We start from the raw sequence: 25002 nt of genomic DNA, 5'->3' as shown, positions 1-25002 counted from the left end.
AGAATACTGTTTGCAGGGCTTCGGGCATTTTCCCGCACTGCAGCCGTCCTACTGTCATGGGTCGAAGGCGCGCAGGATGCGCCGGAGAATTTGAAAAAGGAGGCCTTTCATGAAGACCAAATCCCTTGGCACCACTGGTTTCGAGATCTCTCCCATCGTGTTCGGCGGCAATGTATTCGGCTGGACGCTGGATGAGGCCGAAAGTTTCCGCATGCTTGACGCACTCATCGATCATGGTTTCACCACCATCGATACGGCCGATGTGTATTCCGCATGGGTCGAGGGAAATAAAGGCGGCGAATCCGAGACGATCCTCGGCAAGTGGTTTGCGGCCCGTCCGGGCCTGCGCGAGAAGGTAACGCTCTTTACCAAGGTCGGATCCGATATGGGCGGCCCGGGCGAGAAGGGGCTGTCGAAGGACTGGATTTCCAAGGCAATCGATCTGTCGCTGGGCCGGTTGAAAACCGATCATGTCGATCTCTATTTCTCGCACTGGCCCGATGACAGCGTGACCCATGAAGAGACGCTGGGCGCCTATCAGGATCTCCTGAAGGCGGGCAAGATCCGCGCCATCGGCGCGTCGAACTATGATTATGCGCTGCTGTCTTCGGCACAGAAAGCGGCCAAGGAGAAGGGGCTTCCGGCCTATCAGGTGCTCCAGCCCGAATATAATCTCTATGACCGTGACGGGTTCGAGGGCGAGCTGCGCGATCTCTGCATTGCCGAAAATATCGGTGTGGTGACCTATTTCAGCCTCGCAGCGGGCTTCCTGAGCGGCAAATATCGCAGCCCCGAGGATCTTAAAGGGTCCAAACGCGGCGGCATGGTCGAGAAATATATGAACGACCGTGGCATGGCGATCGTGAAGGCGCTGACCGAGGTGGCCGATGCGCACGGGGCCAAACCCGCCGAAGTGGCGCTGGCATGGCTGATCGCGCGTGATGGCGTGACAGCGCCCATCGCCTCGGCCACCAGCGAGGGCCAGCTGGCAAGTTTCGTGAAAGCGGCCGAACTGCGTCTGGCCGCAGACGAGATGACGGCGCTGACCGAGGCCGGTGCGGTCGAAGCCGCCCATTAAACGCGGGAACGGGGCCGGTTGCGGCCCCGTTTCATACCGTCAGAAGACCCGAGCGTTTCATATCTTCGCGGGCGAAATCGACCAGCGCGCGCAGTTTGGTCGGCAGGCGCTGGCCCTCGAGATAGACGATATTGACCGGAAAACTCTCGCCGGTCTCTTCGGGAAGAATCTCCACCAGACTGCCCGCATCCAGCGCGTCACGCAGCGCGAAATCCGGACAATAGGTGATACCGAGGCCCATCTCCGCATAACGGCAGGACACGCGCGCCGAGTTTACCTGAAACCGCCCGTTCACCGTGACGATCGTCCCGTTCGCAAACCTCCAGCGGCGCGGGGTGCGGCGGTTATTGTCGATAATGCAGTTGTGGTTCTCCAGATCGGCAAGGCGCGCGGGGGTCCCATTGCGGGCCAGATAGGCGGGGCTTGCCGCGAGCTTGACCCCGAACACACCGATCTTGCGCGATTTCAGCGCCATCGCGTCCAACTGGCCGATCCGGAAGGCAAGGTCGATCCCGTCCCCCGCCAGATCCGCGAATTGGTCGCTCAGCCGCAGATCGATGCTCAGATCCGGATGCGCCTCGCCGAACCGCGCCAGCATCTCGGCCAGATAGGCCTCGCCAAAGGTCACGGGGGCCGAAATGCGGATCAGCCCCGACAGCCCACGCGCGCCGTCGGCGATATCGCTGATCATCAGATCCAGATCGTCGAGAAGGGCGGGCGCGCGCGCCATCAGATCCTCGCCCGCGGGTGTCAGCCCCACCTTGCGGGTAGTGCGCTGGAAAAGCCGCGTGCCCAGACGTGTTTCGAGCGCGGCCACATATTTCGAGGTCAGCCGGTTCGACAGACCCAACTGATCGGCTGCGGCTGTGAATGAACGGGTCTGCGCGGTGGCGACAAAAGCGCGTAATTCATCGACCAGATCCATATGATCCCCCACATTTCATGGGAGATCATGGGGTGATTATCCATAACTCGCAAGCTGAGATGTGCCTGACTTTAGTCAGTTATTTTTCGCCAGATAGTCCTCGATCAGCGCGACCTCCTCGGAGGCACCGAAGATCAGCGGCACAAATTCATGCACCTCTTTCGGCACCAGATCGAGGATATCTCTCGCGCCATTGCTCGCCCGTCCACCGGCCTGCTCCATCAGGAAGGCAATCGGCACCGCCTCATAGGTCAGGCGCAGACGGCCATTCTCGTAGCCCTTGCGCGCATCCTGCGGATAGAGAAATGCTCCGCCTTTCAGGATGATACGGTGAAGTTCGCCCACGGCGGCCGCCAGCCAGCGCATGTTGAAATCGCGCCCGCGCGGGCCGGTCTTGCCCAGTCGCAGGTCATTGATATAGGCCTGAAGGCCTGCAGGCCAGTGGCGCTCGTTCGAGGCGTTATAGGCGATCACCTTGGCCTGATCGGGCAGCATGACCTTGGCCAGCGTCACATGGAACGCATTGCTTTGCGCGTCATAGGTGGCGATATGCACGCCATCGCCAAGACTATAGCCGAAATCGAGCGAATGGCCGAAAGAGGCATAGCCCGCCGCCACCGCCTCGCGGCCCGCACGCAGAAAATCCCCCGAGCCCGCCGGATAGATCGCAAACAGCATCCCCAGAGGCGCACCGATCCCGATGGAGCCCGAACCGTCGATCGGATCGATGACCAGATCCCAATCGCCTTCCGGATCGAGACAGCTAGGCAGGGCGGCTTCCTCGGACAGCACATGGCGGATATTGGCGCCCTTGAGCGCCGCCAGCACATGGTCATGCGCGCCTACATCCAGCGCTTTCTGCGCATCCCCGCTGTCATTCTCGCCCACAAGAGCCGCCGGGTCACCGGGGAGTTTTCCGGCCGCCAGCCGTGCCGAAAGCGGCACCATCGCACGCGCAAGGGTCAGGACGATCTGGCCCAGATCATCGTCTTCGACCAGAGCCTCCAGCAGGGGGTAATCATGTTGCGCATCATCGGGGAGGACGAGCATGGCAATCTCCTTCATCGTGTTGCCCCTTTCTGCCCCTGATCGCAGGCGATGTCACCGAGGATTTCCCAAGCATGATTGGCAAATTGTCATTTTTTCCCACGACGGGTTGAATTTCAAAAGCAAGGTGATTATCCGCAGGATCAGAAATGAGAAATCTTGTTACGATTCCGAGGAAGAAAATGAAATCAATCGCCGCCTTCTCGCAGTTCGTGGGGCGAACCTTCGCGTTCTGGACTGTGCTTTTTGCCGTTCTGGGCTTTGCCTTCCCCGAGGTTTTCGTGCAGCTCAAAGGGCTTATCGTGCCGCTTCTGGGGATCATCATGTTCGGCATGGGGCTGACCATCTCGGCACAGGATTTTGCGGAAGTGGCCAAACGTCCGGTGCAGGTGGCGGTCGGTGTGGTGTCGCAATTCGTCATCATGCCGCTTATTGCAGTGGTGCTGACGCTGGTGGTGCCGATGTCGCCGGAAGTGGCGGCCGGTGTGATCCTTGTCGGTTGCTGCCCGGGGGGGACCTCGTCGAACGTGATGACCTATCTTGCCAAGGGTGATCTGGCGCTGTCGGTGGCCTGCACCTCCGTGACCACGATTCTGGCACCGGTGGTCACGCCCTTCCTCGTCTTCACCTTCGCCTCGACCCACCTGCCGGTGGACGGGATGGCGATGTTCCTGTCGATCCTGAAAATGGTGATTTTCCCGCTCGTGCTGGGGATCCTCGCGCAGAGATTCCTGCCCAAGCTGGTAACCGCGGCTGTGCCCGCACTGCCGCTGGTCTCGGTTACGGGGATCGTGCTGATCGTGGCGGCTGTCGTTGCCGCCTCCAAAGGCGCCATCGTTCAATCGGGGGTGATGATCTTTGGCGTCGTTGTGCTGCATAACCTGCTGGGATATCTGATCGGCTATCTGGCAGGGCGTATGACCGGCATGAGCCTTGCACGCCGCAAGGCGATCGCCATCGAGGTGGGGATGCAGAATTCGGGTCTGGGGGCGGCACTTGCGACCGCCTATTTCTCCCCCTTGGCGGCAGTGCCGTCGGCCATGTTCTCGGTCTGGCACAATATCTCGGGCGCGCTGGTCGCCAATATCATGTCGCGGATGACAGATGATTGCGCCGAGGCGGAGCCGGAAGCCGCATTGCGTTAAGCCCTTTTGGTAGAACCGGAAAACGCCCCGACTGCACGGTCGGGGCGTTTTGCGTCAGTAGCGGCGGGAATGGTTGAGGGTGGGGCGGTCGAAGACCGAGCGGCCGAAAAGCGAGGCGGTCAGATCCACCATCAGTTGCGCCGTCTTGCCGCGCTCGTCCATGAACGGGTTCAGCTCGACCAGATCGAGCGAAGTCACCAACCCGCTATCATGGAGCATCTCCATCACCAGATGCGCCTCGCGGAAGGTCGCGCCCCCCGGAACGGTGGTGCCCACGGCGGGCGCGATCGAAGGGTCGAGGAAATCCACATCGAGCGAGACATGCAGCATGCCGTTCGCGGCCTCGACCTCGGCCAGAAAGTCACCCAGGGGCTTCGCGATGCCGGTCTCGTCGATGGCGCGCATATCATAGCGGCGGATCGGGCTCTTTTTCAGCGCGTGTTTCTCGGCGGGGTCCACCGAGCGCAGCCCGATCATACAGGTATGCGAGGGCTCGAGATGGTGCTCGAGCACGGGGAACCCCTCGAAGCCCTCGCGCCCCGTCAGATAGGCTACAGGGGTGCCATGCAGGTTGCCCGAGCCCGAGCTTTGCGGGCTGTGGAAATCGGAATGCGCATCAAGCCAGAGGAGATAGAAGGACCGCCCCAGATCGGCGGCATGCTGGATCATTCCTGCAACCGAGCCCATCGCCAGTGCGTGGTCCCCGCCCATGAAGATGGGAAAGCCCAGCTTGGCCGCCTCGCGCCCGGTCTCCATCAGGGTCCGCGTCCACGCGACCGTTTCGGCCATCTTGTAGATACGGTCGTTGTCGGGGGTGACTTCGGGCAGAGGGCCGGGGCCGAGATTGCCGAGATCCCGGACATCGCGCCCCAGTTCGGTCAGGATCTCGCGGAGACCCGCGACACGATAGGCATCCGGACCCATCAGGCAGCCCTTGCCGCGCTTGCCGCAATCGACCGGCGCACCGATCAGGATGGTATTGGTATCAGACATTGCTTCCTCCGCCCGTAGTCAACCAACTCGTCTTTGACCAAGTCTCACGCCTTGAGGTCGGAAAGGAAACCCCGCGGACATGCGATTTATGGGAGGAAATCTAGGTCGCTCTCGCAGTGAGAAAACAAAAAGCCCTGTGATCAACGATCACGGGCCGGATACTGGGAAACAAAAAACGGGACAACAGGCCCGGATCGGGAATGTGGGGGGAGGTCAGTTATTGGCGACGAGCCGGATGGTCTGGGTCTCTTGCGCGAGCACCGGTTGGGTTTGTTCGACCGCCATCATCTGTGGTGTGTTTTCGACATAGCGGCGCAGCATATGGGCGAAAAAGGCGAGATCCTCTTTCTTCTGGGTCAGTGCCTGAAGTCGGAGCGCGACCTTGAAGGGAAGGTCGCTATCGGAGAAGGTGTCGATCTCCACATGGGCCAGATCGAGGCAGGGCATCAGAAGCGACAAAAGCGCATCCGTTGCGCCCTTTTCGAGAGTGGTCAGCGTCTGGCCCTCGCTGCGGTGGCGGATCGACAGGATCGCCTGCAGTTGTCCCACCATGTTGCGGAAGCGCACGGCAACCCGCTGCATGCCGTTCACGCTGCGCTGGGCAATGATCCGCATCCCACCCAGCATTGCGCCGGGCACTTCGATCACGTTATGCGAATTGGTCGAAACCGAGAACTCGCCACCCGTGGGGAGATGTGTGGCAAGTGCCTGCGCGAAACTGGCGATAAATGCACTTTCCAGAGGCTCCGGCTGCCGGAACGTGATCTGGTTGCGCATGTTCTCCAAGTTCATTTCCACCCGTTCTGCAAACCATGCGCCTGTCACATCGTCGCGTAGAAGGTGTAAAGTAACTACCCCAAACTCATGATGGCTTTTCTGCCCGTCAGCACCCATCTCGGGTATCCTTTCGGTCTAATGGATTTTGTTTCTTTCACTCATCATCTGGTTGTAATTGTTAATAAGAGATTAATTCTGAGCGGGCTTTTGATCACGCCGCTTTCAAATGGCTGAAATTAGCCGATCTGTCGAAGAAACGCCTAATCGATAGCCCGTATCGAGCCGTAAACATGGGTCACCTGGCCACTTTGGTTGCAATCGATGTTGCCGCGGATCTGGCATCTGTGCGGGGCGCCGTGACGCAAATTCAGAACCTCCTCGATGGTGAACGGTTTTTTCTGCTGGATCGCATCCTGCAAGGTCTTGCGCAGGCTCGTCTGCCGCTCGGTGGGCAGATGCGAGATCAGCCCGTCGAGCGAGGGCGCTCCCGCATCTTTCCCGTTCAGCATCTCTGTCAGAACCGGGTTCCAGTAATGCAGGTTGTTGATGATATCGATGGAGAAGAAGCCCACATGCTGTTCGGTGGTGATCTCGTCGTAATGGCGCACCAACAAGTTCTCGTTCTGGATGCGCGAGAAATCGCGGCAGACGCCGATCAGGGCGATGGGTTCGCCCAGCTCGTTGCGCACGGTCGAGCCGGAGCTTTCCACGACCACTGTCGTGCCATCGCCGCGCCTGAGGCGGGCGAAGAAATGGAAGGGCTCGTTGCGGGTCAGTGCGGTCTCGATCGCCGATTTGACTATGTCGCGATCGTCCGGATGGTAGAAGTTCACCGCCTCCGACATCTTGCGTTTGGTCTTGTCGGGGGGGAGGCCGTGGATGGCGAAGGTCTCGCTCGACCAGCTCACCTCCTCGGTCGCCAGATTGACGCGCCATGTCCCGATATTGGAGAATTTGCGCAGCGTCTGGTTGAGAAGGGAATCCACTGTCATATCGACCGATGTGATCAGCACGATCAACCCGATCAGCCCCTCGTTATCGGTGACCAGAGGCGATACGGTCATCGAATGGCAATGATCGTCGATCTCGAACTGCCGGTAATGCGGACGCCGGTCCAGAAGCGCCTGCGAGCAGATATCCACAAGCGGCGGATACCCCATCGGCATATAGCATTGCGAAAGATGCCCCAGAGAATGGCCACGCTCGCGCACCTCGAAGGTGCGGACGGCCGACTGGCTGGCATGACGGATCAGGAGCCCCTGATCGAGCATCATCATCACCGTAGGCAGGCCCTTGATCAGTCCGTTCAACTCGGCCGAGGTGCGCTCCAGCTGCCCGGTATTGACCAGAAGCTCCTCATTGACGGTGATCAGCTCCTCATTGGTCGATTGCAGCTCTTCGTTGGAGGTCTCGAGTTCCTCATTGGTGGATTGCAACTCCTCGTTCGAGGATTGCAACTCCTCGTTGAGCGATTGGAGTTCCTCATTGGATGTCTGCAGCTGCTCTATGGTGATCTGTAGCGTGTCACGGGTGCGCGACAGCTCGGTTTCGAGATAATCCAGATAGTCGGTGCGTTCGACATTTTCCGGATCGGGGGCCGAGCGCATTTCGGTCTCGAACCCGATCAGGACCACCGGTTCGTCGACCTTGTCATCGATGATCGGCCATGCGGTCATCCGCACGGTGTTGAAATCACGGCCTTCGAGCTGATGCCATTGCCCCGAGCGCGCCTCGCGCTGCTTGAGCGCCACCAGCACCATTGAATTGGCCTCATAGGCCAGCGCTTTTTGCAGCACATCCAGCGTCATGCCGCCATGGATCGGCGTGCGCATCTCCACGAAGGGAGCGATGTCGCCATAGATCTTCACCACCGAACGGTCGCGATTGGTCAGGAAACCGTTCTTGACCACAGACTTGGCCAGCGCATCAAAGCGCCACCAGTCATTGGGCGGGGGCGGGGCACTGCGATAGCCACCCGGAGAGGTGGCGCGCAAGCGATTGGTGGGCGGCAGCGAGCCATTGAGCGCGGTGCTTGCCGAATTGAGCCGTGTCGAGCGTTTGCGCAGGATCTTGCCATGCTGGCTCAGCGGCACGAAGAAGCTCTCGAGCGCCCCTGTCGTCTCGGAGGTGCCAAGGAACAGATAGCCATTCTGTTTGAGCGCATATTGGATGCGGGTCAGGACCCGTTCCTGCAGTTTGGGTTCGAAATAGATCAGCACATTGCGGATCGACACGAGATTGATCGACATGAAGGGCGCGTCCTGGAAGACATTATGCCGCGAGAACATGACGAAGCTGCGCAGCTTCGATTTTACCACCACATGGTCCTCGGCCAGCTCGAAATAGCGCGCGAGATATTCCTGCGGGATATCGGTGACGGCAGAGGCCGGATATTGTCCGCGCCGCCCGATCGCCAGCGCGCGGTCGTCGATATCGGTGGCAAAGATCTGTAGCCGATCCTTCTCGACCTTGCTGAGCCCGCCCATGGCCTCGACAATCAGGATCGCGATGGAATAGGCTTCCTCGCCCGTGGCACAACCTGCGATCCAGACGCGCAGGGGCTCTTCGACCCCGTCATTGATCTTCTTGTTGAGCGCATCCCGCAGCGCGATGAACTGCTCGGGGTCGCGGAAGAAATTGGTGACCGAGATCAGCAGGTCGCGATAGAGCGCCTCCACCTCGTCGACCGAGCGGCGGCACAGCTCGACATAGTCGTTATAATTCTCGATCCCCTTGGCAATCATCCGGCGCTGGATGCGTCGGTTGATCGTGTTTTCCTTATACTGGCGGAAATCGACCAGCGTATGGCCCAGCAGGATCTGGAACAGATCGGCATTCTTGCCGGTATGCTCGTTGATGTCCTTGAGGCTCTGCAGATCGCGCGGCTGGGCAAGGATCATGGCCAGATGCTGGCCCATCTGCTGCGGCGTCAGAGTGAGGTCGACACAGCCGGTGCGGATCGCCGAGACCGGCATTGAATCATATTTCGAGCTGGAGGGCTCCTGCGCGAGGGTGATACCGCCGGCCTCGCGGATGGCCTGCACCCCATAGCTGCCATCGGACCCCGTGCCCGAGAGAACGATCCCGACGGAACGCTCGCCCACTTCCGAGGCAATCGACTTGAACAGACGGTCGGCAGAGGGTTTGGGGGCTGCAGGATGGCCTTCGGGGCTGCGCAGCACAAATTCGCCATTCTCCAGCACCACATCATGGCCGGGCGGCGGGATATGGATCGTGTTCGCCGCAGGCACGGCCCGTTCCTCGATTTCTACTACGGCCAGCGTGGTTTCACGGCCAAGCAATTGAACCAACATGGATTTATGGCTGGGCGACATATGCTGGGCCAGCACATAGGCCAAATCAAGCGTGCGGGGGAGGTTCTGCGCCAGCAGGGATGTGGCCTCCAGACCGCCTGCGGAGGCTGCGATCCCGACGATGAAAGACGGGGTTTTCGCATCGCTTGTCACGTGTGTCTCTCCTTGCGCGGACTGCGCCAATCGGTCCCGAGGCAAAATGGCTTTCGGATTAATTCTTTATCCTAAGGTTATAGTCGGAAAAATTCGATCTGTCCAAATGGAATGGGCGCGTATCCGGAAAGGAATACGCGCCCGTTTTCTGCGGTTGTCAGGACTTTAACTTATCTCAGCGGCCCAAGGCGGATTTGCCCCCGCACGCCCGACGACGATCGCCGCTACTTTCGCCCCGAAACCGAGCGCCTCGCCAAGCGCCTCGGGCGTGATGGCGCGCAGGCTGGCCTTGTCGAGAAGCCCCAACTCCGCAAGCCGGGACAGCACACCCGCGTTGAAGCAGTCTCCCGCGCCGACTGTATCGACCACCTCCGCTCGCTGGGCGGGCACGGACACCTCCTGACCTTCTGTAAACCAGGCGGTGGCCCCTGCGGCGCCGCGCGTCACGATGACGATGGACGGCCCCTGCGCCTGTAGTGCATGGGCCTTTTGGGCCAGATCGGAGCCCTCGGGAATGAGCCAGTGCAGATCCTCGTCGGAGACTTTCACGATATCGGCGCGGGCAATCATCGCCCCCAGACGCGCACGGTAGCGCGCCTCGTCGCGGATGAATCCGGGGCGGATATTGGGGTCGATCATCACCGCCCGATCCGCATGGTCGCGTGCCAGAAGGGCGGCATAGGCCTCGGCGCCCGGCTCGCAGGCCAGAGAAATGCCCCCGAAATAGAGCGCGCGCACCGTGTCGGGCAGGGGCGGCAGATCGGCCTCGGTCAGCATCCGTCCGGCGGAGTTCTCGTCATAGAAGACATAGCTTGCATGGCCATCGGTCAGTTTCACGAAGGCCATCGTGGTCGGGCGCGGGCTGCGGATGCAGAGCGCGGTGTCGACATGGCTCTCGGCCAGTCCGGCTTCCAGCTGCGTGCCGAAAAGGTCAGTCGACAGCCCTGTCAGCATCGCGGTCGGCTGCCCGAGCCGCCCCAGCGCGATGGCCGTGTTGAACACCGCTCCACCATTATGGGGCACAAACCCGTCGGGCCCTTGGGTGGTGGGCTTGGGGATCATATCGATCAGGGCTTCACCGGCACATAGGATCATGGCGTGGTCCTCATTGAATGGATCGGATCGCGGGATAGGCCGCACGGAACGCCTGATAGGCGCTCTCGTAGGCGCCCGCAAGCGCTGGGTCGGGCGCGATCAGCGCGCCGATCGCGGGGGGCGTCATAACTTGCGCGGGGTCCGCGCCCGTGGCCGCACAGAGCCCCAGACGGGCTGCGCCCAGAGCCGCGCCGAACTCGCCGCCCTGCGGCTTCGCCAGCGGCACCCCCAGCACGGTCGCGATCAGTTTCAGCCAGAGGGTCGAGGCCGATCCGCCACCGATAGCAAACAGCTGGCCCAGCTCGGCGCCGGTGGCCCGCAGGGCCTCGGCGCTGTCACGCAGCCCGAAGGCCACGCCGGTCAGCACTGCCAGCACCATGTCATCGACGGTGGTGTCGGTGCCAAGCCCGGTAAAACTGCCACGGATAGCAGCATCATTATGCGGCGTGCGCTCGCCCGAGAGATAGGGCAGGAAGCGCACCCGTCCGGGCGGCGGCAGGGTTTCGTGCCAAGTGGCATCGAGCGGCTCGACCAGCGCGCGCGGGGATTTGCCCGTGATGGTCGAGAGCCAGTTGAGGCTGTCGGTCGCCGAGAGCATCACGCCCATCTGGTACCAGCGGTCCGGCACGGCATGACAGAAAGTATGCAGTGCGGTCTCGGGGGCGGGGGCAAACCCGTCCCGCGCCGCCAGAAGCACACCCGATGTGCCGAGCGAGACAAAGCCCTGACCCTCGGAAAGTGCGCCGATGCCACAAGCGCTTGCGGCATTGTCGCCCGCGCCACCTGCCACGGTGACATCGCCCACACCCCAAGCCTGCGCGAGATCGGCGCGCAAATGCCCTGCGGGGGCCGAGCCTTCGACGAGCCGCGGCATCTGACCGGCCCGCATTCCGCTGGCGGCCAGCAACGTGTCCGACCAGTCCCGCGCACCCACATCAAGCCAGCTCGTGCCCGCGCTATCGGACATATCCGCGACATGCTTGCCCGTCAGATACCAGTTGAGATAGGCGGCGGGCAGAAGGACTTTATTCACCTTTTCAAAGATTTCCGGCTCGTTCTTTGCTACCCAGACCAGTTTGGGCGCGGTGAAACCCGGAAAGACGATATTGGCCGAGAGTGCGCGCATCTCTGCCAGCGCATCCAGCTCTGCCGCCTCGATATGACTGCGGGTATCGTTCCACAGGATACAGGGGCGCAGCACCTGATTGCCGGCATCCAGAAGCGTTGCGCCATGCATATGGCCCGCCACGCCGATGCCTTTGAGGGCGGTGAATTCGGGATGGGCGGCACGCAGGGTGGCCACCGCCTTGTCGAGGGCCGCGATCCATTCGGCAGGGTCCTGTTCGGACCAGCCCGCATGGGGATGGACGGCTTTGTAATGGGCCTCGGCGGCGCCCAGGCTGCGCCCCTGACCATCGATCAGAAGCGCGCGCAGGCCTGAGGTGCCCAGATCAATTCCGAGATACATGGCTTACCCCAGATAGGCGTCGAGCGCGGCATCGAGCCCCTGCGTATGGATCATGGAGAGCCAGGTGCAGAAGGGACCGGCGAAGCGCGGCTCATCGGCCAGATCGCCATAGATCAGGCGGTTGTCGAGCCATGCCTGCGGCGTGTCCTTGGCGGCCAAGGCGCGGATCTGCAGATCGGCCCAGAACGGGTCGTTGGGCTCGACCGTGGTGCCATCCTCGCGGATGCCGGTGCAATAGCGTGCCCAGGCGGCTGATACCAGCGCCAGACCCTCGACCGGCATATCCTTCGCCAGACATTCGCGCACCGAAGGGAGGATGAACCCCGGATGGCGGGAGGAGCCGTCAAAGGCCACGCGGCGGGTGGTGTCGACGATCATCGGGTTCGAGAACCGCTCCTCGATCAGATCGACATAGGCGTCGGGCGTCATACCGGGGACGGCGTGGACATGGGGCATGATCTCTTCGGTCTCGACCTTCCGGTAGAGCGCGTGGATCTTGGGATGCTCCATGCATTCCGAGATATGCTTTACCGAGAGGATCTCGCCCACATCGGAGATCACCTGATGGCCGCCATTGAGGATGCGGATCTTCATCGTCTCGAAACTGTGCACATCATCGGAGAAGGTCGCGCCAGCCTTGTCCCAATCGGGGCGGCCTGCGCAGAAATTGTCCTCGATCACCCATTGGCGGAAATTCTCGTGGGTGACGGGGCAATTGTCCTCGATCCCCAAGGACCGCACCAGCTCCAGCTCCTTGGGGCCGGTGGCGGGGACGATGCAATCGACCATCGCATTGGGGAAGGTGCAATTGGCGTCGATCCACTCGGCCAGTTCGGGGTCGGAGAGGCGCGCGAGCGAGACCACGGTCTGGCGCAGGATCGCGCCATTGCCCTGCAGGTTGTCGCAGCACTGGCCGGTGAAGGGGCCGGTGCCATTCTCGCGGCGGATCTTCAGCGCGGCCACGATGGCCCCGAAGGCGGTCTTCGGGCTCTCGGGGTTGGCGGCGTCATACACGATATCGGGGTGGCTCGCGTCAAAGCCCTTGGTGGCGGGGTCGATGAAGTAACCGCCCTCGGTCACCGTCAGGGCCACGATGCGGATTTCGGGACGGGCCATGGCCTCGATCAGCGCGCCATTGCCCTCCTCGATCGGGATGTAACCGATCATCGAGCCCACAACCTCTGCGGATTGGCCCTTGGGGTCCAGCTCGATCAGCGTAGTCAGGCAGTCCTGCGCCAGCAGTCTCTCGCGCATCGCCGCATCCGGCGCGCGCACGCCCGCACCGAGGATCGCCCAGTCATGGGCCAGACCCGCCTCCATCAGCCGGTGCAGATACCACGACTGGTGCGCGCGGTGGAAATTGCCCAGACCGATATGCACGATACCGGGGGTCAGTTTGCTGCGGTCATAGCCCGGGCGCTTCACGGCCTCGGGCAGTTGCGACAGGGTGGCGTTGGAAAGCTGTACCATGGTGGCACCTATCTGAAAGGGGGGGCGTTGTGGGGCGAGGGGCCTTGGCCCCCCGCCGGATAGGGTTCAGCGGATCGACAGCATCAGCGGATCGACAGGCCGTCCTGGTCGAAGCGGTGGATATTGTGTTCCTGCGGGGTCAGCCAGACGGTGTCGCCGGCATAAACCTCGACATCGCCCGAGACACGGACATTGAACTGGCCAATGCCGTCCACATGGACATGCGCGAAGGTATCGGAGCCCAGATGCTCGGACACGCCCACGCGGCCCTCGATGGCGCCCTCGACCGGCGTGGTCGACAGATCGATATGCTCGGGGCGGATGCCGATCGCATGGGCGCCGCGCGACGCGGCCCGCTCGCCTTCGATGAAGTTCATCTTGGGGCTGCCGATGAAGCCCGCGACAAAACGGTTATCGGGGCTGCGGTAGAGATCGAGCGGGGAGCCCACCTGCTCGATCTTGCCTGCGCGTAGCACCACGATCTTGTCGGCCATGGTCATCGCCTCGACCTGATCATGGGTCACATAGATCATGGTGGTCTTGAGCTTCTGGTGCAGCTCGGAGATCTCGAGGCGCATATTCACGCGCAGCGCGGCGTCGAGGTTCGACAGCGGCTCGTCAAAGAGGAACGCCGACGGCTCGCGCACGATGGCACGCCCGATGGCCACCCGCTGGCGCTGACCGCCAGAGAGCTGGCCGGGCTTGCGGTGCAGGTAATCTGTGAGGTTGAGCGCCTCGGCTGCGGCCTTGATGCGGCGTTCCTGCTCGTCGGCCGCCACACCCGCCATTTTCATCGGGAAGGCGATGTTTTTCTTGACCGACATATGCGGGTAGAGGGCGTAGGACTGGAACACCATTGCCAGACCGCGTTTGGCGGGAGGCGCATCGGTGGCGTCGGTGCCGTCGATCATGATCTGTCCGCCCGAGAGGTCCTCGAGCCCCGCGATCAGGCGCAGAAGGGTAGATTTCCCGCAGCCCGACGGCCCCACGAAGACCACGAACTCGCCGTCCTTGATATCGAGATCCAGCGGCGGAATGACTTCGACTTCGCCAAAGGTCTTGCGCACGCCCTTAAGAGTGATTTGTCCCATGACTAGGTTCCTTATTTCACCGCGCCGAAGGTCAGGCCGCGGACAAGTTGTTTCTGGCTGAACCAGCCCATGATCAGGATAGGCGCGATGGCCATGATCGAGGCGGCAGAGAGTTTTGCGTAGAAGAGACCCTCGGGCGAGGAATAGGAGGCGATGAACTGCGTGAGCGGCGCGGCCTTGGCGGTCGTGAGGTTCAGCGTCCAGAAGGCCTCGTTCCAGGCGAGGATGATGTTGAGAAGGACGGTCGAGGCCATGCCGGGGATCGCCATCGGCGTCAGCACATAGAGGACCTCTTCCTTGAGCCCCGCGCCATCCATACGGGCGGCCTCGAGGATCTCGCCGGGGATCTCCTTGAAGTAGGTATAGAGCATCCAGACGATGATCGGCAGGTTGATCATGGTCAGGACGAAGACCAGACCGATGCGGCTGTCCAGAAGCCCCAGATCACGGAAGATCAGGTAGATCGGCACCAGAACACCCACCGGCGGCAGCATCTTGGTGGACAGCATCCACATCAGCACATCCTTGGTGCGCTTGCCCGGCACAAAGGCCATGGCCCATGCAGCAGGCACCGCGATGACCAGCGCCAGCAGGGTCGAGCCCACCGAGATGATCACCGAGTTCATGAAGAACAGCGGATAGTTCGAGCGTTCGAGCACGGTGTGGTAGCTCTCGAGCGTCCAGCCCGAGAAGATCATCTTGAACGGCGTCGCGATCGCGTTGCCTTCCGTCTTGAAGGACAGGATGAAGATCCACAGGATCGGGAAGAAGATCGCGATGCCCACGGCCCATGCAAGCACGGTGGTCAGCGCCTTGCGGCGGGGAGTAACAGCACGCGCCATATCAGGCCTCCAGATTCTTGCCGATCATCCGCATCAGGAAGATCGCAACGATATTGGCGAGGATGATCGCGATGACGCCACCGGCAGACCCGCCACCCACATCGAATTGCAGAAGCGACTGGATGTAGATGAGATAGGTCAGGTTGGTCGAGGCTACGCCCGGACCGCCGCTGGTGGTCACGAGGATCTCGGCATAGATCGACAGCAGGAAGATCGTCTGGATCAGGATCACTACGGTGATCGCCCGCGACAGGTGCGGCAGCATGATGTGGAAGAAGCGCGCCAGTTTCGAGGCGCCATCCATTTCGGCCGCCTCCAGCTGTTCCTGATCGAGCGATTGCAGCGCGGTCAGCAGGATCAGCGTGGCAAAAGGCAGCCATTGCCACGAGACGATGCCGATAATCGACAGAAGCGGTGCCTGCGCCAGAAAATCATAGGCGGGCAGGCCGAAGAAATGCGCGATATGCGCGAAGAGCCCGTTCACCGGATTGAGGAACATGTTCTTCCACACCAGCGCCGAGACGGTGGGCATCACGAAGAAGGGCGCGATGACGAGGATGCGCACGATCCCCTGACCGAAGAAGGGCTGGTCCAGCAGCAGCGCCAGCAGGATGCCGCCCACGATGGTAATCACCAGAACACCGACGACCAGTAACAGGGTGTTAATCAGGGCCGTGGTAAAGGCAGGATCGGTCAGAAAGAACTCGTAATTGAGGAAGCCTGTCCACTCTTCCATGCCGGGCATGAGAAGATTGTATCGCAGGAACGAGAAGTAGAGCGTCATCGCCAGAGGGACGATCATCCAGCCGAGAAGGAGAATTACGGCAGGAGAGATCATCAACCTCGCGGCGGCGCGTGAATGCTTCGTGGCCATGGGCTACCTCGGCACGCTTGGTTGGGACAATAGTGGTGAATACGGTCCCACAGGATGCGGGGCCGGATTTGTTATGCGCATTGGATGCGGTATCAGTGCCGGATAACGGGAAATGCGGGCAGGCCGATGATCCTGCCCGCATACCGTGAGTGACGGCGTCAGCGATTACTTGATGTAACCGGCCTTTTTCATCTCACGCTCGGTCAGTGCCTGCGCGGATTGCAGCGCCTGATCCGCACCCATCTGCCCGGCAAGAGCTGCCGAGAAGATCTGGCCTACAGCCGTGCCGATCCCTTGGAATTCGGGGATCGAGACGAATTGAGCACCGACATAGGGCACTTCCTGCACCGACGGTTTCTCGGGCGTCGCCTTGGAGATCGTGTCGATGGTCAGCTGTGCGAAGGGCGCGGCGGCCAGATAGTCGGGGTTCTCGTAGAGCGAGGTCCGGGTGCCGGGAGGAGCTGCGCGCCAGCCCTGCTTGTCGGCCACGACCTGAGTATACTCTTTCGAGGTCGCCCATTCGACAAAGGCTTTTGCCGCGTCTTTATGTGCCGAGCTTTCCGGAATGGCGAGGTTCCACGACCACAGCCAGTTGCCGTGATTGTCGATGCCGTCCTTGTTGGGGAAGACCGCATAACCGACCTTGTCGGCCACGGTGGATTCCTCGGGATCGGTCACGAAGCCTGCTGCCACGGTCGCATCGATCCACATACCGCACTTGCCTTGCTGGAAGAGCGACAGGTTCTCGTTGAAGCCGTTCGAGGAGGCACCCGGAGGACCGTATTTGGTCATCAGGTCGAGATAGTCGGTGACGGCAGCCTTCCACGGTTCGCTGTCGAATTCCGGCTCCCAGTTCATGTCGAACCAGCGCGCGCCATAGGAATTGGCCATTGCCGAGATGAAGGCCATATTCTCGCCCCAGCCCGGCTTGCCGCGCAGGCAGATGCCATAGATGCCGTTGTCTTTATCGGTCATCTTCTCGGCCGCTTCCTTGACTTGCGTCCAGGTCGGATTGTCACCAAGGGTCACACCGGCTTTCTCGGCCAGATCCTTGCGATACATCACCATCGCGGATTCGCCATAGAAGGGAACCGCGTAAAGCGTGCCATCGACCGACAGCGCCGAGCGCATGGCGGGCAGCAGGTCATCGGCATCGTAGTCTGCCGGAAGGTCGTTCAGCGGCACCAGCCAGTCACGCTGGCCCCAGATCGGAACCTCGTAATTGCCGATGGTCATCACGTCGAACTGGCCGCCATTGGTGGCGATATCCTGCGTGACGCGCTGACGGAGGATGTTTTCCTCCAGCGTGACCCACTCGACCTTGATGTCGGGATGTTTGGCGTAGAAGTCGTCCATCAGGCCCTGCATGCGCACCATGTCGCCGTTATTCACGGTGGCAACAGTAATGGTGGTTTCGGCTGCAGCGGCTGTGGCAAGCGCGCCCAAGGCGCAAGCACCCAGAAGGGCACGGATTGTCTTGGTCATGAATTCCTCCCAAAATTCAAACGAGCAATTATCCGCTCTATGGGCAAATGCTCATGAACGGGCCCGTGAGTCAAGTGTGAATTGCGTGTTGGAGATGGGTGCTATGCGCAAAACGCCCTGCGATTGTGCGTAGATAGTTGATAGCGGTAACATGTCCCATCTCCATCATGCAGGGATGCGCAGATCATACAGCAAAATGTCGTAAAAAGTGCGCATCAATGCAGAATGGGAATCAAGCGTTAAGAAGTGCTTTCGCGGTGCGCTCATCCGTGACCAGATGGCTCAATAAACCGCCCCGGAGAGCCGCGCGCAGGGCGGGCAGCTTTTTCTGGCCCGCCGCAAAGCAATGCACCGGCATATTGCCATGCGGCACGCGCGCGCCCACGATCCGGCGCGACATGGGATGGTCGAGAAACTGACCATCGGCATTGAACGCGTGACCGCCGATCTCGCCGATGGCGCCGGCCCCGACCCAGTCAGCATGTTCTTCGGGCGTGATGAACCCGTCCATCAGAAGCGGCGCGTCAGGCCCCATCTGGCCCATGCCGACCACCGCGAAATCCGCCCGTAACGCCAGCTCGATCGAGGCTTTCACATGCGGAAGCGAGCGATACAGATCGCGCTCTGCCTCGGTGGCCGCGACCACAGGGATCGACATCGGAAAATGCGGCGCCGAGACTTTCTCGGCCAGCCGCACGATCACCTCGTAATGCGAGGCCGAGCCGTCAGGCGCCACGTTGCCGATAAGCGAGACCAGCCTGTGATGATCGCCCGCGATGGTCTGCATCCGCTCCACGATCATCCGCAGCGTCCGTCCCGTGCCGAGCGCGATCAGCTTGGCGTCAGGCTCGGTGAAAAATCGCTCGAGGATCGGGGCCGCGAATGGCGCGATCGTGTCATTCGGGTCGCCCGTTTCCGAGAGCGAGGGGGCCACGCGCACCGATTGCAGTCCGAACCGCTTGCGCAGGATCTGCTCCAGCTCCAGACATTCGGCAATGGGATGATCGATGCGCACCCGGATCAGCCCTTCGGCAGAGGCGCGCGCCACGAGCCGCTGAACCCGCTGGCGCGAGATCCCCAGTTCGAGCGCGATCTGGTCCTGCGTCATGCCCCCTACGAAAGACAGCCATGCCGCGCGGGCGGCAAGATCCAGCAGATTGGCTTCGGCCTCGTTGGGGCGATCGGGCTGGATCATGAGACCTCTCCGGTGCAGGAATGGGGTGCCGGCCATTGCGCGAGAAGCGCGTCGAATTGTGCAAAATCACGGAAGGCCAGATCGGCCCCGCCGCGCAGGGCAGGGTCATCAGGGGCGAGAGCATGGGCACGGGCCAGACCGGCCAGATGCGCACCACCCAGAAACCGCCAGACCGGCATACCGGCGGCTTTCGCCCCTGCGATCCCGACCGTGGAATCCTCGATCACCAGACAGTTCTCGGGCGACACACCATAGATACCTGCTACATGGAGGAACAGATCGGGCGCGGGTTTGCCGCGCATGACCTCGGAGGCGGTCGAGGCCCGCCCGTCAAAGAGTGTATCAAGCCCTGTGATGGCCAGCGATTGTGCAAGTCGTGCCGGCGCGGAGGAGGTGGCCAGATGGTAGGGCACCTCAAGCGCCTTGATCACCCCGATGACCCCCGGCACTACAACCAGTTCGGTCGAGAACCGCTCGACCAGACGGGTGCGGAATGTCGCCTCGAAGGTGTCGGGCAAAGAACGCGAGAAATCACGTTCCAGCGTTGCGCGCACGGTCGGGAAGGCACGGCCAAGACAGTGCTGCGTGAAATAGTCGAGGTCGATTGCAATTCCCAGATGGGCCAGTTCCGCGATGAAAACACTGGCAGAGAGCGCCTCGGAATCGATCAGGACGCCATCACAATCAAAGATTACCAGCGCTGGACCAGCCATCGGGTTCCTCCTCCACGATCAGATGTCTATAGCGTGACGGAACCTGTTTCGCCAAGCCCTCGCTTGGGATCACGCCTTCTGCGGTGCCTTTACACGGAAAATGGCGCAATAGAGCGCAGGAACAAACAGAAGCGTAATCAGCGTGCCCGCGATGATGCCCCCCATCATGGCAATGGCCATCGGCCCCCAGAAGATCTGGCGGGCGATCGGGATCAGCGCCAGCGAGGCGGCCGCCGCCGTCAGCAGGATCGGGCGGGCGCGCTGGTCCGAGGCATGCCAGATGGCGCTCCAGCGGTCATGGCCCTCGGCGCGTAGATCCTCGGTGGCCTGGACCAGGATCACCGAATTGCGGATCAGGATGCCGATCAGCGCCAGCACCCCCAAAAGCGCCACAAAGCCCATGGGCGCCCCCAGCGGCAGCATTGAGGCGACCACCCCGATCAGCCCCAGAGGGGCGGCTGCCAGCACCACCACCATCAGGCGGAAGCTGCGCAGCTGGAACATGATCAGCGTCAGCAGGATCAGCACCATTAAGGGGACAATGGCAATGATCGGTGCCTGTGATTTGCCGCTTTCCTCGACCGCTCCGCCCAAGGCCAGTCCGTAGCCCGCAGGTAGCGCCTTGGTAAAGGTCTCGATTTTCGGGGCGAGCTCCGCCACGATAGTCGCGGGTTGGTCCCCTCCGTCAATCGCACCGCGCACGGTGATGGTGGGCACGCGGTCACGCGCATGGATCACGGGCGGCTCGGTCACATATTCGAACCGCGCAATCGAGGTCAGCGGGATGGGATCGCCGCTGGCATTGGCGAATTGCAGGCTGCGGAGCCCGTCCATCGTGTCGCGGTCGGATTTGCGGCCCTTCAGCTCGACCTCGATCAGATCGATTCCCTGCCGCAGATTGGTGATGGTCGTGCCGGAATAGAGCGTGCTCAGCACCTGCGCCACATCAGACTGTGTCAGCCCCAGCTGGCGCATCCGCGCCTGATCCAGATCCAGTTTCACCACCCGCGCGGGCGTGCCCCAATCCATATCGATGGCATAGAGCCTGTCATCCCCAGCCAGAAGCGCCGCCAGTTTGCGCGCCTCGGTCAGCAGGACCGTATCATCGGGACCGGAGATCCGGTATTGCACGGGCTTGCCCACCGGCGGACCCAGCTCGATGGGTTTGGGGAAGAACTCGACACCGGCGCGGGTATCGGAATAGCGGCGGATCTTGGCGCGCAGGCTGTCACGATCTGCCAGAGAATGGGTCTCGATCACCACCTGACCCTCATTGGGCACGGCGGGCTGCACATCGAGTGTCAGCACGAAACGCGGCGCGGGCGTGCCGATATAGGAGGTCCAGAACGAGACCTCTGGCTGGTCTTTCAGCCATGTCTCGAACCGGGCGATCTCGGCATCGGTGGCCTCGATCCCCGCACTGTCGCGCAGGGTGACGTCGGTCACGAGTTCCGTCCGCTCGGAAGAAGGGAAGAACTGCTGTTCCACATGGCCGAGGCCCACAACCGAGATCGCGAAGAGGAAGATGGTGGCGAGGATGGTGACCCAGCGATGGCGCATCGCCTGTTCGAGCACGCGGTGGAACCCACGGCGCAGGCGGCCCGCCTGCGCATGCTGGTGTTTCCATTTGGCGGGCAGGAAGGTCTTGCCCAGCACGGGCGCAAAGAGCACCGCTACGATCCAGCTGATCACCAGCGAGATCGCGATGACATAGAAGAGCGAGCGGGTGTATTCGCCTGCTTGGCTGGCATTGAGCCCGATCGGGATGAAGCCCGCCACCGTGACCAGCGTGCCGGTCAGCATGGGCCATGCGATGGAGGTCCAGGCATAGGAGGCGGCCTTGGTGCGGCTCTCGCCCTTTTCCAGCCGCGAGATCATGGTCTCGATGGCGATCATCGCATCATCGACCAGAAGCCCCAGCGCGATGATGAGCGCCCCAAGCGAGATCCGTTGCAGCGTGATCCCCATCAGATCGAGGATCAGGAAGGTCACCGCCAGCACCAGCGGGATGGTGAGCGACACGACAAACCCCGCCCGCACACCCAAAGACACGAAACTGACTGCCAGCACGATCAACAGCGCCTCGGCCAGTGCGCGGGTAAAATGACCGACCGACTCCTGCACCACCGTCGGCTGGTCGGCGATCTTGTGGATCGAGATACCCACCGGCAGCTGCGTGACCTCATGCGCCATCAGCGCATCGAGGTTCTTGCCGAAATCGAGGATATTGCCGCCCTCGCGCATGCCGATGATCAAGCCAATGGCGGGCTCGCCCTCATAGCGGATCAGCGAGGCGGGCGGATCGGTATAGCCGTCCTTGACCTGCGCCACATCCGAAAGTGTGAAGAAGGTGTCATCCACGCGCAAGGGCGTATGGGCCAGCGCATCGGCATCTGGGAAGGCGCCTGTCAGGCGCAGCCCGATCTGTTCCTGCGCGGTCTGGATCGTGCCGGTCTGGGTGATCTGGTTCTGCGCCGAGAGCGTGTCGATCACGCTTTGCGCATCTAGGCCCAGAGCGGCCAGACGGCGGGTCGAGAACTCGACCGTGACCACGCGGTCGCGGGTGCCGATCAGATCGACCTTGCCCGCCTGATCGAGGCGTTCCACATCATCGCGGATTTTCCGCACCCAGGCCCGTAGCTCGTCGGGGCTATAATCGGGGGCGGTGAAGGCATAGACATTGCCATAGACATCCCCGAAATCGTCATTGAAGGAAAAGCCTTGGAATTCGCTAGGGAAATCGCCGCGGATATCGGACATCAGCTCGCGCACACGGGTCCATGTGGGCTGGATCTGCGCATCGGGAATATCGTCGCGCAGATCGACATAGACCACCGCCTGACCGGGATAGGTGATCGAGCGGGTCACATCGAGCGCATCGATCTCCGAGAGTTTCCGTTCGATCCGGTCGGTCACCTGATCCATCGTCTCGGTGGCCGTCGCACCGGGCAGGCTGCCCGAGACGACCATCGTGCGGATGGTGAAGCTCGGGTCTTCCTCGCGCCCCATCGAGTTGAAGGCGAGGATCCCCGCGAGCAGTGACATGACCATCAGGAACCAGATGACGGAGCGGTTATGCAGGGCCCAGTCCGAGAGGTTGAACTTCATTTCGGGGCTTTCTCCTGGGTCGTCTGGTTTAGGGTAGTCGGGCGCGCTTTGCCCGCGACGGTCAGCCCCGCGCCGACCGTCTCGCCCTCGGTGAGCACCTCGCGTCCGCGCAATACCACCTCGTCACCGGATTTCAGGCCTTCGGTGATGGTGATGCGGTTGCCGAGCCGGGCGCCGGTGCTCACGCTCTGCCGGTGCACTTTGCGCGGATCGCCCGAGACAATCCAGACCGAGGGGCCGTCCATCAGCGCGGCCTCGGGCAGGCTTAGCAATTCGGCCGCGCCGTTATCGAGCCGCGCCGACACCAGCGAACCGATCCGGTAATCCGGAGCGGGGGCTTCCAGCGTCAGGTGGGCGCGCATCGTGTCGAGGCTGGAATTGGTCACTGGCTCGATCAGGCGCAGCTTCGCCCTGATCGGCGCGATATCATCAGCATGATGGTTGATGAGAAAACCCTGATCCGCGGGCAGGCTGGCGGCCAGCGCCCGTGGCAGGTCGATGACCGCCTCCCGTGCATCGCCTCGCGCGAAACTCACCACCTCGGTGCCCGCCGAGACCAGCGTGCCGGGCTCGACCGAGCGCGAGAGGATGATCCCGTCGGAGGGGGCGGTAAGTTTGCCATAGCTTGCGGCCTGTGCGCTCTGGCGTTCCTGCGCGCGCGCACTCTCGAGATCGGCCTTGGCCGAAGCGAGACTGGCCTGCGCCGTCTCGAATTCGGATTGTGCGATTACACCGCGCTGCCGTAGGGTCGCGGCACGGTCGAAACTTGCCTGCGCATAATCGAGCGCGGCCTGTGCCTGCGAGGTGCTGGCGCGCGCCTCGCGCAGATCCTGTTCCAGCGTGATTTGGTCCAGCTCGGCGATTACCGCACCTTTTTCCACGCGATCGCCTGCCTCGACATGGAGCCGCGCGATGCGCCCGCCGGTGCGGAAGGCCAGCGAGGTTTCGTAACGCGCCTCGACCATACCCGAAAACACGCGTCGGCCCGGGGTGACCTCGCCGATGATTTCGGTGATCACGGGGCGGGGGGGATCCGCCGCCGGAAGGTCCTGCGCAAGGGCGGGGGTGGCAAGGAGCGCCACGAAGGCGAGCGCGGCTCTCATGGTGTGTCCTCCACGATCGGGGTGACCTTCTGACCGTCAAACAGCCCCGCAGCGCCTTTGCCGACCACCTGCAATCCGGTGCCGATCCTGTCCGAGGGGACCAGCTCGATACCCGCCGTGTTATAGGCCGCGACCTTCACCGCCAGCAGTGAGACCGACTGCGTCTCGGGATCGACGACCCAGATCGCTGGCCCCTGTGGCCCGCTCACCAGCGCATCCCAAGGGAGGGACAGGCGCTCTGGATGGGACAGGTCGATTGTGCCGGTGATCAGCGTGCCGATCCGCAAGGGCGCGCCCGTAGCATCAAGACGGGCCTTGATGGTCACCGTGCCGGTCTCGGACAGCTGGGGCGAGACCTCGGTGATCCGTGCGGAGAGGCTCTGCGGCTGATCGGGGCTTTCCACGCTGATCTGCCGTCCGGAAAGGCGGGATAGCCCTGCAATGTCGGGGGCTTGAAATACCGCCTCGCGCGCGGAGCGGTTGGCCAGCATCACCACTTCCTGACCGGCGCTGACCACCTCGTCGATCTCGGCGGGGCGTTCGGTGACAACGGCATCATCAATCGCGCGCAGCACGGTATCGTCCATGCCCTGTTGGGCGGTCTCCAGCTGGGCCTGCGCCTGATCGGAGCTTGCCCGCGCCTGCAGAAACGCCTGCATTGCCTCGTCGAGAGCATCCTGCGTACCGGTCCCGCGATCCAGAAGCCCCTGTGCGCGGTCGCGCGCCTGACGCGCCTGATCGAGCTGCGCCTGCGCGGCTGTGACGCCGGCCTCGGCGGCATCGAGCGAGGCCCGGGCGGCCGTCTGGTCCAGCTCGGCGATGATATCGCCCTTGGCGATCCGGTCGCCCGTTTCCACCGGGAGCGCCGTTATGCGCCCGCCGCTGCGGAAACTGGCGGGATAGGTTTCTGGCGCTTCGACCGTCCCGATGAAATGCACGGTATGGGCAGCGGGCAGCGGGCGGGGATGGGTAATCTCGACCGCGACAGGCGGCTGTGCGTGAAGCCCAGAACCACAAACCGTGCCGAGCGCCAGCAGGACAGATCCGGCGAGCCGCCGGAACTTCCGGTGTAAAAACGGATGGGCCATTCCCGATCCTTCCAAATGGACTATGCCGGAGAGGGGCT

The 25002-nt window shown here is 62.2% G+C and carries 19 protein-coding genes; 2 read left to right on the top strand and 17 right to left on the bottom strand.

Annotated elements, in window-relative coordinates; genetic code table 11:
* Window positions 1-109: 109 nt before the first annotated feature.
* Window positions 110-1078 carry an aldo/keto reductase gene (locus tag WDB91_RS13260; protein WP_339113017.1) on the top strand — a complete coding sequence of 323 codons (969 nt, stop codon included), beginning with the start codon at window positions 110-112 and terminating at the stop codon, window positions 1076-1078.
* Between the two features lie 31 nt (window positions 1079-1109).
* On the opposite strand, the gene WDB91_RS13255 is transcribed toward WDB91_RS13260, so the two are convergent.
* Window positions 1110-2003: a LysR substrate-binding domain-containing protein gene (locus tag WDB91_RS13255; protein ID WP_339113016.1), complete on the bottom strand. Its 894-nt coding sequence runs from the start codon at window positions 2001-2003 to the stop codon at window positions 1110-1112.
* A gap of 75 nt (window positions 2004-2078) precedes the next feature.
* The gene (locus WDB91_RS13250; RefSeq protein ID WP_339113015.1) at window positions 2079-3053 is read right to left on the bottom strand and encodes a class 1 fructose-bisphosphatase; all 975 of its coding nucleotides are present in this window, start codon (window positions 3051-3053) and stop codon (window positions 2079-2081) included.
* A 179-nt stretch (window positions 3054-3232) separates the two neighbouring features.
* Between WDB91_RS13250 and WDB91_RS13245 the strand changes: the two genes are divergently transcribed.
* Window positions 3233-4195, top strand: coding sequence for a bile acid:sodium symporter family protein (locus WDB91_RS13245; protein ID WP_339113014.1), 963 nt, complete (start codon window positions 3233-3235; stop codon window positions 4193-4195).
* Between the two features lie 54 nt (window positions 4196-4249).
* On the opposite strand, the gene rocF is transcribed toward WDB91_RS13245, so the two are convergent.
* From rocF to WDB91_RS13170, 15 genes are all read right to left on the bottom strand, one after another.
* On the bottom strand, window positions 4250-5188 hold the full coding sequence (rocF, locus tag WDB91_RS13240) for an arginase (RefSeq protein ID WP_339113013.1): 939 nt from the start codon (window positions 5186-5188) through the stop codon (window positions 4250-4252).
* A gap of 213 nt (window positions 5189-5401) precedes the next feature.
* Window positions 5402-6082 carry a hypothetical protein gene (locus WDB91_RS13235; RefSeq protein ID WP_339113012.1) on the bottom strand — a complete coding sequence of 227 codons (681 nt, stop codon included), beginning with the start codon at window positions 6080-6082 and terminating at the stop codon, window positions 5402-5404.
* A gap of 143 nt (window positions 6083-6225) precedes the next feature.
* Window positions 6226-9432 carry a chemotaxis protein CheB gene (locus WDB91_RS13230; RefSeq protein WP_339113011.1) on the bottom strand — a complete coding sequence of 1069 codons (3207 nt, stop codon included), beginning with the start codon at window positions 9430-9432 and terminating at the stop codon, window positions 6226-6228.
* A gap of 165 nt (window positions 9433-9597) precedes the next feature.
* Window positions 9598-10527 (bottom strand): carbohydrate kinase, encoded by a 930-nt coding sequence (locus tag WDB91_RS13225; RefSeq protein ID WP_339113010.1) that lies wholly within the window; start codon window positions 10525-10527, stop codon window positions 9598-9600.
* A gap of 10 nt (window positions 10528-10537) precedes the next feature.
* Entirely contained in the window at window positions 10538-11995 is a 1458-nt protein-coding gene (gene xylB / locus WDB91_RS13220) for a xylulokinase (RefSeq protein WP_339113009.1), read from the bottom strand.
* A gap of 3 nt (window positions 11996-11998) precedes the next feature.
* Complete coding sequence (locus WDB91_RS13215; protein ID WP_339113008.1) at window positions 11999-13465, bottom strand: mannitol dehydrogenase family protein; 1467 nt, start codon at window positions 13463-13465, stop codon at window positions 11999-12001.
* An 83-nt stretch (window positions 13466-13548) separates the two neighbouring features.
* The gene (locus WDB91_RS13210) at window positions 13549-14556 is read right to left on the bottom strand and encodes an ABC transporter ATP-binding protein (protein ID WP_339113007.1); all 1008 of its coding nucleotides are present in this window, start codon (window positions 14554-14556) and stop codon (window positions 13549-13551) included.
* 11 nt (window positions 14557-14567) lie between these two features.
* Window positions 14568-15398, bottom strand: coding sequence for a carbohydrate ABC transporter permease (locus WDB91_RS13205; protein ID WP_339113006.1), 831 nt, complete (start codon window positions 15396-15398; stop codon window positions 14568-14570).
* 1 nt (window position 15399) lies between these two features.
* Window positions 15400-16272, bottom strand: coding sequence for a sugar ABC transporter permease (locus WDB91_RS13200; protein WP_339113005.1), 873 nt, complete (start codon window positions 16270-16272; stop codon window positions 15400-15402).
* Between the two features lie 165 nt (window positions 16273-16437).
* The gene (locus WDB91_RS13195) at window positions 16438-17757 is read right to left on the bottom strand and encodes a sugar ABC transporter substrate-binding protein (protein ID WP_339113004.1); all 1320 of its coding nucleotides are present in this window, start codon (window positions 17755-17757) and stop codon (window positions 16438-16440) included.
* A 232-nt stretch (window positions 17758-17989) separates the two neighbouring features.
* Window positions 17990-18952, bottom strand: a complete 963-nt coding sequence (locus WDB91_RS13190) for a sugar-binding domain-containing protein (RefSeq protein WP_339113003.1) — start codon at window positions 18950-18952, stop codon at window positions 17990-17992.
* Window positions 18949-19665, bottom strand: coding sequence for an HAD-IA family hydrolase (locus WDB91_RS13185; RefSeq protein ID WP_339113002.1), 717 nt, complete (start codon window positions 19663-19665; stop codon window positions 18949-18951). Before WDB91_RS13185 ends, WDB91_RS13190 begins: the two co-directional genes overlap by 4 nt.
* Before the next feature lie 69 nt (window positions 19666-19734).
* Entirely contained in the window at window positions 19735-22773 is a 3039-nt protein-coding gene (locus WDB91_RS13180) for an efflux RND transporter permease subunit (protein ID WP_339113001.1), read from the bottom strand.
* Entirely contained in the window at window positions 22770-23876 is a 1107-nt protein-coding gene (locus WDB91_RS13175) for an efflux RND transporter periplasmic adaptor subunit (RefSeq protein ID WP_339113000.1), read from the bottom strand. Before WDB91_RS13175 ends, WDB91_RS13180 begins: the two co-directional genes overlap by 4 nt.
* Window positions 23873-24964: an efflux RND transporter periplasmic adaptor subunit gene (locus tag WDB91_RS13170; protein ID WP_339112999.1), complete on the bottom strand. Its 1092-nt coding sequence runs from the start codon at window positions 24962-24964 to the stop codon at window positions 23873-23875. Before WDB91_RS13170 ends, WDB91_RS13175 begins: the two co-directional genes overlap by 4 nt.
* Between the last annotated feature and the right edge of the window lie 38 nt (window positions 24965-25002).

Source organism: Thioclava sp. GXIMD2076, from assembly GCF_037949795.1.
Taxonomy (GTDB): Bacteria; Pseudomonadota; Alphaproteobacteria; order Rhodobacterales; family Rhodobacteraceae; genus Thioclava; species Thioclava kandeliae.
The sequence above is the reverse complement of the archived record's forward strand: the minus strand, read 5'-3'. Positions and strand labels throughout refer to the sequence as shown.